The sequence below is a fragment of the Longimicrobiaceae bacterium genome, assembly GCA_035696245.1.
Taxonomy (GTDB): Bacteria; Gemmatimonadota; Gemmatimonadetes; order Longimicrobiales; family Longimicrobiaceae; genus DASRQW01.
Genome location: DASRQW010000142.1, coordinates 1 through 10,184, shown reverse-complemented (window position 1 = coordinate 10,184; position 10,184 = coordinate 1). Strand labels below are relative to the sequence as shown.

Below are 10,184 nucleotides of genomic sequence, written 5' to 3'. Positions count from 1 at the left end.
ATCCGCCTCACCGGCGAGTCGTCGGGAGAAGGCGTGGAGCTGGCGGTGGCGGACGACGGCGCGGGGATCGACCCGCAGTACCACGAAGAGATCTTCCGGAAGTGGGGAAGCGCGCGGCCCCGCGGCGACTCCGCCGGCTCGTCGGGCCTGGGCCTCACCTTCTGCAAGCTGGCGGTGGAGACGCACGGCGGGCGCATCTGGGTGCGCAGCGCGCCGGGCGAGGGCAGCGAATTCCACATCTTCCTCCCCGCCGCCGTCCCCTCGTCCATCCCCGCCGCGGAGCCGCTGTCCGCCGCGGCGTCCTGAGGGCGGGGGCGATGCCGGAGCGCGGCCTCTTCCTCGCCTTCGAGGGTGTGGAGGGCTCGGGGAAGACCACGCAGGTGCGCCTGCTGGCCGAGCACCTGCGCGCCCGCGGCGCGGACGTGGTGGTCGCGCGCGAGCCCGGCTCCACGCCACTGGGCGAGCGCGTGCGCGAGACAGTGCTGATGGACGTGGACCTGGACGTCCCCGCGCGCGGCGAGCTCTTCCTGATGCTCGCCGCGCGCGCCGCGTTCGTGGACCAGGTCGTGCGCCCGGGCATCGCCGCGGGCCGCATCGTCATCGCCGACCGGTTCGAGCTTTCGACGCTCGCGTACCAAGGTGCGGGACGAGGGCTGCCGCCGGAGGAGGTGCACGCCTGTAACCTCGTGGCGACGGGCGGGCTGGAGCCGGACGCGACGCTGCTCCTCGATCTGGACCCGGCCGAGGGCGCGCGGCGGCAGCAGGTGGAAGGGAAGCAGCCCGACCGGCTGGAGCGCGAGGACCCCGGCTTCCATCAGCGTGTGGCAGTGGGATACCGCGAGCTGGCGAGCCGTGTGGAAGGGATCGTGCGGGTGGACGCGATGGCCTTGCCCGGCGAGGTGCACCGGCGCGTATTGGCGGCGCTCGCGGCCCGGTTCCCGGGCACGTTCGGCGAGGGCGGGGTATGAGGCGGACGGCCCGTCGTCGCCCGGCACGGGGGACGGACGGGGGCACGATGCGCTCAGCGGAGGCACGATGAGGCTGGATCGCAGGCTGGTGGCGCCCGCGCTGGTGGCGGGCGTCGCGTTCATCTCCGGGGGATGGCTGCTGCGGCACGACGCGGGGCGCGGCGACGGCTCGCCCGCCGCGGCGCACCTGCTCGCGGAGGTGATGCAGCACGTCTCGCAAGACTACGTGGAGCCGAAGACGGTGGACGAGCTGTACCGTCTCTCCGCGCAGGGCGTGGTGTCGGCGCTGCACGACCCGCACAGCGTGCTCATGTCGCCCGAGGAGTACGCGGCGCTGCACACGCAGACCAGCGGCGAGTTCGCCGGGCTGGGCATCGGCGTGGCGGTGCGCGAGGGGTGGCCCACGGCGACCTCGGTGCTGCCGGGCACGCCGGCGCAGCGCGCGGGCATGCGCGTGGGCGACCACATGGTGCGCATCGGCGGGGCGGACACGCACGGGTGGAGCGCCGACTCCGCGGTGAAGCGGCTGCGGGGGCCGAAGGGAAGCGCGGCGTTGCTGGTGGTGGAGCGGCCGGGAGTGGACGGGCGGATGGACTTCCGCATCGTGCGCGACGAGATCCACGTCAAGTCCGTGCCGTACGCATACATGCTGGACGGCAGCGTGGGCTACGTGAACCTGAGCGTCTTCGCCGACAGCTCCACGGCCGAGATCCGCGCCGCGATGGACCGGCTGCGGGCGCAGGGCATGCGCGGCCTGGTGTTCGACCTGCGCGGCAACCCCGGCGGGCTGCTGGACCAGGGCGCCTCGGTGGCCGACCTCTTCCTGCCGCGCGGCAAGACCATCGTGCAGACCCGCGCGCGCGACCCGCGGGAGAACGAGACGTTCGTGGCCGAGACGCCGGAGAGCTACGCCGGCCTGCCCGTGGTCGTGCTGGTCGACGACTACTCGGCCAGCGCGGCGGAGATCGTGTCCGGCGCGCTGCAGGACCACGACCGCGCGCTGGTGATGGGGCAGACCAGCTACGGCAAGGGCTCGGTGCAGTCCATCTTCCCGCTCAGCGGCGGCAACGTGCTGAAGATGACCACGGCGCGCTGGTACACGCCTTCCGGCCGCTCCATCCAGAAGCCGCACGAGGCCGACGCCGAGGACGCGGCGGGCGAGGACGGCGAGGATGCCGACACCTCCTCCGCCGCGGCGGCACCTGGCGGACACGCGGGTGTGCGCGACACGGCGAAGCGCCAGGCGTACCACACAGACTCCGGCCGCGTGGTGTACGGCGGGGGCGGGATCGTGCCGGACGTGGAGGTGCTGCCGGATACGGCGACGACCGCCGAGCAGGCGTTCTTCGCCGCCGCGGCGCGCTCGGGGCGCCAGTTCAACGACGTGCTTTTCCGCTACGGGCTGGACTACGCGCGCGCCCACCCGCAGCTGGCGCGGAGCTTCTCCGTGACGCCGGATATGCGGCGCGAGGTGTTCGGCCGGCTGCGGGCGGCGGGGGTGGACGTGAGCTGGGCGCAGGTCGCGGGCGCCGCCAAGTACGTGGACGCCCGCATCGCCGACGAGATCGCCACGGCGCGCTTCGGACCCGAGGCCGCCGAGCAGCGCATCGACGCCGCCGACAACGTGGTCCAGGCCGCCGTCCGCCTGCTGCACGGTGCCCCCGACCAGGCGACGCTTCTGCGTCAGGCCGGCACGGCTCGTACGCGACACCGCTGAGCGCCCGGCTGGTTACGCGAACGGAGGAGGAACGCCGCGGTGTTCCTCCTCCTCCGCTTTTCCGGCGCGTGGACGGCGCCCGTTCGCGGGCCTATATTCCCGCCCCCGAACCGCGGCCCGTCTGCTGCATCGTATCGGCGCGGTCACGGTGGACGCGCTTGCCTTCGGTAGATGCGCTTCTCGCGCTGGGGTCGATTGCCTCGCATCGGCCGAATCGGTCGGCCAACGGCGACTCGTTCGATGTGCATCTTCCGACCAGTCGGGCCGCATCGCATCTGCGGAAAAAACGGCAGGTCGACGGATGGGCAACTCCGGGCGCCTCGGCTGAACATCGGCGGAAGAGTCGCGGGGCGGCAGGTTTCCGGCGGATGTGCATCTTCCGATTCTGGCGATGAGCGGCCGCGCATCTTCCGATCGACCATGCGGTTCAACGGCGACGGCTTGCATTCCCGCGGCGGTTCGGCCGATGCGCGGCGGCGGTACGACGGGATGGGGAAGCTTCTGACACAGGGCATGGACGGGTGATGAGCGGACCGGAGAGCGTGGTGGAGGTGCTGCGCGGCAGCGTGGTGGAGTCGTGGCACCGCGTGCACGTGGCCGTGGTGGATGCGGGCGGCACGCTGCGCGCCTACGCCGGAAACGCGGACCTGGTCACCTTCCTGCGATCCGCCGCCAAGCCTTTCCAGGCGCTCCCGCTCGTGGAGGACGGCGCGTACGAACGCTTCGGTCTCACGCCCGAGGAACTGGCGCTGTGCTGCGGCTCGCATTCCGGCACCGAACGGCACGTCCGCTTGGCGCAGTCCATCCTCGCCAAGGCGGGCGTGGAGGTCGATGCGCTGGCCTGCGGCGCTCATGCGCCCTTCGACGACGCGGCCACGCGGCTGCTGAACGAGGCGGGCCTGGCGCCCGGGCGGCTGCACAACAACTGCTCGGGCAAGCACGCCGGCATGCTGGCGCTGGCGCGCGCCCACGCGTGGGACACCGCCGGCTACGAGCGCCGCGAGCACCCGGTGCAGGGCCGCATCCTGAGCGAGGTCGCGCGCTGGGCGCAGGTGCCGGAAGAGGCGGTGGCGGTGGGCGTGGACGGCTGCGCGGTGCCGTGCTTCGGGATGCCGCTGCGGAACATGGCGCTCGCTTTCGCGGGCCTGGCCGCCGCCGCCCGCGCGGGCGAGCCTGGACCCTCCGCCATCGTCGCGGCCATGACGGCGCACCCGGAGATGGTGGCGGGCGAGGGCCGCGTGTGCACCGAGCTGATGCGGCGCACCGGCGGGCGCATCTTTGCGAAGATCGGGGCCGAGGGCGTGTACTGCGTAGGCGTGCCCGGCGCCGAGCTGGGCATCGCGCTGAAGGTGGAGGACGGGGCGATCCGGGCCGTGGCGCCCGCCATCCTCTCCGTGCTTCGCGAGCTGGACCTGATCTCGGAAGACGACTTCGGCGCGCTGCACTCGCTGGTGTTCGCGGAGATATTGAACCACCGCGGCGAGATGGTGGGCCAGGTCCGCCCCCGCATGGCCCTGCGCGCGCCCGATGCCGCCTGAGGCGCTGTCGCCGGGACGCGCCGCGCTGGTCGCCCTCTCCGCATCGCTCGCCACGCGCGACGCCGCCCGCATCCGCGAGGCCATGCGCGCCGCGGCGGACCTGGCGGACGCGACGGCGGCCGAGGAGGTGATCCTCCAGGCGCACCTCTTCGTCGGCTTCCCCGACGCGCTGAACGCGCTGGGCCTGTGGCGAGAGGTAACCGGCCTCCCCGCGCCCCCGCCGTCGGATGAGGACGCGGCGATCTGGCCGGAGCGCGGCGAGCGGGTGTGCGGGACGGTATACGGGGCGAACTACGCCAAGCTGCGCGCCAACGTCACGGCGCTGCACCCCGACGTGGACGGGTGGATGGTGACGGGCGGCTACGGCCGCGTGATCGGCCGGCCGGGGCTGGACCTGGCGACGCGCGAGCTGTGTATCGCAGCGCTGCTCGCCGCGTGGAACGTCCCGCGCCAGCTCCACTCGCACCTCCGGGGCGCCCTGAATGCCGGCGCTTCCGTGACCGAGATCGACGCCTCGGTCGAGATCGCGTGCGGTTATCTGGACGCGGCGCGAGCATCGGAAGTCCGCGCGCTCTGGGACGAGATCCGGATGCGGAAAGCGGAGTGATTCGCATCGACAGGCGCCCCCTCCCGCTCGCTTAGGCTCGCACCCTCCCCCGCAAAGCGGGAGAGGGTTGGGTGGGCTCCGGCGGGAGGCCGAGCGGCGCCGGGGCGGATGGGATGGAGCACATCGCATCTGCCGAAGCAGGACGCACGTAGCACCAAACCATCAGCAGGGATACATCGTGTTTCTCGACCATGTGGTGATCAACGTAGCGGCAGGCACGGGCGGCAACGGCGAGGTGTCGTTCCGCCGCGAGACCGGCGTGCCCCACGGCGGGCCCAACGGCGGCGATGGCGGCAAGGGCGGCGACGTGGTGCTGGTCGCCGACGTGCAGCTCAACACGCTGCTCGACTACCGCTACCAGCAGCTCTACAAGGCCGAGCGCGGCCAGCACGGCCAGGGCTACGACCGCACCGGCAAAAGCCGCGACCCGCTGATCCTGCGCGTCCCCCCCGGCACCGTGGTCCGCGACGACGAGACGGGCGAGGTGCTGGGCGAGCTGGTGGAAGACGGGCAGCGGCTCATCGTGGCGCACGGCGGGCGCGGAGGCCGCGGCAACGCGCAGTTCGCCACGCCCACGAACCAAGCGCCCCGCCGCGCCGACCCGGGCGAGCCGGGCGAGGAGCGCCGCATCGCCCTGGAGCTGAAGCTGATCGCCGACGTGGGCCTGGTGGGCGAGCCGAACGCGGGCAAGTCCACCTTCCTGGCCGCCATCTCCGCGGCCACGCCCAAGGTGGCGGACTACCCGTTCACCACGCTCACGCCCAACCTGGGCGTGGTGCAGCTCAGCGACCACCGCTCGTTCGTGGTGGCCGACATCCCCGGCATCATCGAGGGTGCGCACGAGGGCAAGGGGCTGGGGCACCAGTTCCTGCGCCACATCGAGCGTACGCGCACGCTGGCGATCTTCATCCCGGCGGACGCGCTGGAGCCGCAGGAGGAGTACGACCGCCTGCGCGCGGAGCTGGGCCAGTACAGCGAGGAGCTGGCGGAGAAGCAGCACTGCGTGGTCTTCACCAAGGCCGACCTGCTGCCGCCGGAGTGGGAGCAGCCGCGGGTGGACGCGCCCGGGGCCTGGGGGCAGTTCACCATCTCCGCCGTGGCGCGGCGCGGGCTGGACGTGCTCCTCGAAGGGCTGTGGGGGCACGCCGCGCGCGTGCTGGCCGACGAGATCGCCGAGGCGGAGGGCCCGCCCGAGCCCTGGACGCCCTGACCGATGCCGCTCTCCGCCACCGCGCTGGAGCCGGTCCTCCGGCTCGCCATCGTGCCCGGGATTGGCCCCGCCCGCCTCTCCGCGCTCGTGAGCCGCTTCGGCTCGGCCGAGCGGGTGCTGGGCGCGTCCGCCGCGGAGCTGGGGGCGCTGCAGGGCTTCGGGCCCAAGCTGGTGGCGGGGATCACCGCCGCGTCGCAGCCCGCCGGGCAGGCTGCCGCGCGCGTCGCCATGCAGACGCTGCGCGACGTTGGCGCCGTCGCCATCACGCCGGACGACCTGGCGTACCCGGACGCCTTCCGCGCTCTGCCCGACGCGCCGTACCTGCTGTTCGCGGCGGGCAACCTGGACCTGCTGGGAACTCCCGGCATCGGGGTGGTGGGCACGCGGGAGCCGACGGACTACGGCCGCCGCGCCGCGGCATCCCTCGCGGGCGACGTGGCGCGGGCGGGCTACACGATCGTGAGCGGGATGGCGAAGGGCATCGATGCCGCTGCGCACGCCGCGGCGCTGGACGCGGGCGGCACCACCATCGGCGTCCTCGGCCACGGCATCGACCGCATCTACCCGCCGGAGAACCGCGACCTCTTCCGCCGCGTGCGGCAGGGCGGGCTGCTGCTGTCCGAGATGGCGCCCGGCGAGGATCCCAACGCGGGCAACTTTCCGCGCCGGAACCGGCTGATCGCCGCGCTCAGCCTGGGCGTGCTCGTCGTCGAGATGGGCAGCAAGAGCGGCGCGCAGCACACGGTGACGTACGCGCTGGAGCAGGGCAGGGAGGTCTTCGCCGTGCCGGGCCAGATCGGCTCGCCCATGAGCGAGGGCACCAACCAGCTCCTCAAGGACGGCGCCCGCCTCGTCACCTCCGCGAACGACATCCTCGAAGAGCTGCGCGGCGTGGGCCATGCAGCCGTCTCGCCCGTCCCTATCGCCGCGACCGCATCTACATCGCCTTCGGTGGATGCGCCCGCCGCCGCGCCTCCGTCCGATCTCGCGCCCGACGAGGCTAAGGTCTTCGGCGCCCTCACGGCCGATGCGAGGCACGTGGACGACCTCGCCGCCGCGGCCGACCTGGCGCCCAGCAACGTCCTCGCCGCGTTGCTCGGGCTGGAGCTGCGCGGGCTGGTGGAGTCGCTCCCCGGCAAGCAGTTCCGACGCAAGTAGCTCCATCGGCAAGCTCCGTCGTCGGTCGCGCATCTTCCGAGCAGCATCCATCGACCCGCATCTCCCGACGCGCGCTTACATCTCCCGACGTGTCCCTCCGTCGTCCGCCAGGGTGCTGACACGCTCCAACTTGCGCTCGGAGTTAGATTTCCGTCTGCACGATGGAACGCATGCGGCGGATGGGTGTCGTTAGAGCACCGGCACTGACCGGAGATGAACCGCGAGCGGCGAGAACGGTGAGCGAAGCAGACGGGCAGATGCGCGACAACGGCAGCGGGGACGATGCGGGGCAGCCGCGCTCGCTGTACGTGCACGTCCCCTTCTGCACGCGCCGCTGCTCGTACTGCGACTTCGCCGTCCAGGCCACCTCCGCCGCCCCCACGGCCGACTGGCTGAACGCCGTCGAGACGGAGCTTCGTTTGACGGTTGCCGAACGTGGCTGGGGCCGCCTCGACCTCGACACCATCTACGTCGGCGGCGGCACTCCGTCGCTCCTCGGCACCGGCGCGATGGCCGAGCTGGCGGAACGGCTCGGGAGATACGCGGCCTGGGACCCCGCCACGGTCGAGTGGACGTGCGAGGCGAACCCGGAGAGCTTCACGCCCGAGCTGGCGCGCGACTGGAAGGCGAGCGGCGTGAACCGCATCTCCCTGGGCGCGCAGACCTTCCACGAGCCCGCGCTACGGTGGATGGGGCGCCTGCACGGCGTGGACGGCCCGGCGCGCGCGATGGACGCCGCCCGCGCCGCCGGGTTCGACAACGTGAGCGTGGACCTCATCTTCGGCCTTCCCGGCCGCCTGGGCCGCGACTGGGCGGCGGACGTACACCAGGCGATGCTGCTGGAGCCCGAGCACGTCTCGCTCTACGGCCTGACCGCCGAAGCCGCCGCGCCGCTCGGCCGCTGGGTGAAGGAAGGCCGCGAGACGCTGGCGGACGAGGACCGCTACGCCGACGAGTACCTGCTGGCGCACGAGCGGCTTACGGGCGCGGGCTTCGAGCATTACGAGGTCTCCAACTTCGGCCTGCCGAACCGCTGGTCGCGCCACAACTTCGTCTACTGGACGGGTGCGCCGTACGCTGCGCTTGGGCCCGGCGCCCACGCCTACCATCCCCCGCTTCGGCGGTGGAACGTGCGAAGCTGGGACGCATACCGCGACGCGCTCTCGGCCGGACATCTCCCGACCGACGGAGAAGAGGTCGTGGAAGCGGGAGATGCGGCGCTGGAGCGCGTGTGGCTGCGGCTGCGCACGAACCGCGGCTTCCCGCTGGACGACGCGACGGACGAGCAGCGCGCCCTCGCCTCCGTTTGGAGGCGGCACGGCTGGGCGCGGCTGGACGCCGGCGTCCTGCGCCTCACCGCCGAAGGCTGGCTGCTGCTCGACCGCCTGGCGCTGGAGATGGCCGAGCGCGGGGCGGCGGAAGTCGGCGCAGAGCCTGCATAGTACCGGCACGCGTTGACCGCGGTCCGCCAGTTCGGCAGATTTCGTTTCACCGCACGTCCCCCCGGAACGCGAAGATGGCCGAGGAATCCCTTTCCGAGCGCGAGCACCACGTCCTCGAGGCCGTGATCCGCACCTACGTAGAGACCGCCGAGCCCGCCGGGAGCCGCACCGTGGCCCGCCGGTTCAAGCTCGGCGTGTCTCCCGCGACGGTGCGGAACACCATGAGCGACCTGGAGGAGAAGGGATACCTCTACCATCCCCACACCTCCGCCGGCCGGGTGCCCACGGACGCCGCGTACCGGCTGTACGTGGACGCGCTGATGGGCCGGCCCCGCCCCCCCGCGGCGGACTGGCAGTCCATCCGCCACGAGCTGGAGCAGGGCGGGACGGGCGCCGCGATCGAGCAGGTGGTCCGCCGCGCCGCGCAGGTGCTGGGGCTGCTCACGCAGGAGCTGGGGATCGCCATCGCGCCGCGCATGGACGAGGCGTTCCTGGAGCGGCTGGAGCTGATCCCCATCTCCGAGGGCAAGGTGCTGCTCGTGCTCGCGCTTCGCGCCGCGGGCGTGCGCACCGTGTACGTGGACGTGCCCGCCGTGATCGCGCCCGCCACGCTCGCCGCCGTCGCGCGCGTGCTCAACGAGCGCCTGGGCGGCCTGTCGCTGCGCGAGATCCGCGCGACGCTGCCGGACCGCTTGCGCGACACGGTGGCCGGCGGCGAGCCCGGCGCGGCGGAGCTGCTGAACGTCTTCCTCCAGTCCGGCACCGACTGGTTCGCCGGCCCCGAGACGGCCGACGGCGACCTGCACCTTGGCCGCGCGTCCGTCCTGGCCGAGCAGCCGGAGTTCAGCACCGGCGAGCGCCTTCGCGCCCTGGTGGAGCTCACCGAGCGCCGCGACCTGCTCACGAGCGTAATGGGCAGCCGTATGGGCGCCGGCGGGCTGCACGTGACCATCGGCGTGGAGCACGGCGACCCCGCTCTGGCTGACTTTACCGTGGTCACCTCCGAGTACCGCATCGCCGGTCTCAAGGGCGTGATCGGCGTGATCGGGCCCACGCGTATGCCGTACGACCGCGTGATCGCGCTGGTGGACGGCACCTCCGCGCTGATCACCGAGTTCCTGACCTGACCGACCCGAGCCGACAAAACGATGGCGACTGGACATATGAGAGATTACTACGAGGTCCTCGGCGTGGCGCGCGATGCGGACGGCGAGACGGTGAAGAAGGCGTATCGCAAGCTGGCCATGGAGTTCCACCCGGACCGCAACGGCGGCGACAAGGAAGCCGAGGCCAAGTTCAAGGAGTGCACCGAGGCGTACGAGGTGCTGCGCGACTCCGACAAGCGCGCCGCGTACGACCGCTACGGCCACGCGGGCCTGCGCGGCAGCGGCGGCGGCGGCGCGGGCTTCGGCGGCGGCTTCGGCTTCGAGGACGCGCTGAACATCTTCATGCGCGACTTCGGCGGCTTCGGGGGGATCGAGGACCTGTTCGGCGGCGGCGCGCGGCGCCGCGGCGGGGCGCAGAAGGGCAAGGACGTGCAGGTG

General features: G+C 72.7%; 10 protein-coding genes. All 10 read left to right on the top strand.

The genetic code is table 11. The features are described from left to right. A partial coding sequence (locus VFE05_06475; GenBank protein ID HET6229711.1) for an ATP-binding protein occupies positions 1 to 306 on the top strand: 306 nt, incomplete at its 5' end. A gap of 11 nt (positions 307 to 317) precedes the next feature. Then, positions 318 to 968 carry a dTMP kinase gene (tmk, locus tag VFE05_06470; GenBank protein HET6229710.1) on the top strand — a complete coding sequence of 217 codons (651 nt, stop codon included), beginning with the start codon at positions 318 to 320 and terminating at the stop codon, positions 966 to 968. 67 nt (positions 969 to 1,035) lie between these two features. Then, on the top strand, positions 1,036 to 2,685 hold the full coding sequence (locus tag VFE05_06465; GenBank protein HET6229709.1) for a S41 family peptidase: 1,650 nt from the start codon (positions 1,036 to 1,038) through the stop codon (positions 2,683 to 2,685). 524 nt (positions 2,686 to 3,209) lie between these two features. Next, positions 3,210 to 4,223 (top strand): asparaginase, encoded by a 1,014-nt coding sequence (locus VFE05_06460; protein HET6229708.1) that lies wholly within the window; start codon positions 3,210 to 3,212, stop codon positions 4,221 to 4,223. Then, complete coding sequence (locus tag VFE05_06455) at positions 4,213 to 4,830, top strand: carboxymuconolactone decarboxylase family protein (GenBank protein HET6229707.1); 618 nt, start codon at positions 4,213 to 4,215, stop codon at positions 4,828 to 4,830. Before VFE05_06460 ends, VFE05_06455 begins: the two co-directional genes overlap by 11 nt. Positions 4,831 to 5,008: 178 nt before the next feature. Further along, positions 5,009 to 6,040: a GTPase ObgE gene (obgE, locus tag VFE05_06450; protein HET6229706.1), complete on the top strand. Its 1,032-nt coding sequence runs from the start codon at positions 5,009 to 5,011 to the stop codon at positions 6,038 to 6,040. Between the two features lie 3 nt (positions 6,041 to 6,043). Then, positions 6,044 to 7,198 carry a DNA-processing protein DprA gene (gene dprA / locus VFE05_06445; protein HET6229705.1) on the top strand — a complete coding sequence of 385 codons (1,155 nt, stop codon included), beginning with the start codon at positions 6,044 to 6,046 and terminating at the stop codon, positions 7,196 to 7,198. Positions 7,199 to 7,434: 236 nt separating this feature from the next. After that, positions 7,435 to 8,640: a radical SAM family heme chaperone HemW gene (gene hemW / locus VFE05_06440; protein ID HET6229704.1), complete on the top strand. Its 1,206-nt coding sequence runs from the start codon at positions 7,435 to 7,437 to the stop codon at positions 8,638 to 8,640. Between the two features lie 74 nt (positions 8,641 to 8,714). Further along, the gene (gene hrcA, locus VFE05_06435; protein ID HET6229703.1) at positions 8,715 to 9,767 is read left to right on the top strand and encodes a heat-inducible transcriptional repressor HrcA; all 1,053 of its coding nucleotides are present in this window, start codon (positions 8,715 to 8,717) and stop codon (positions 9,765 to 9,767) included. A 21-nt stretch (positions 9,768 to 9,788) separates the two neighbouring features. Next, on the top strand, positions 9,789 to 10,184 hold a 396-nt coding region (locus VFE05_06430), incomplete at its 3' end, for a DnaJ domain-containing protein (GenBank protein ID HET6229702.1).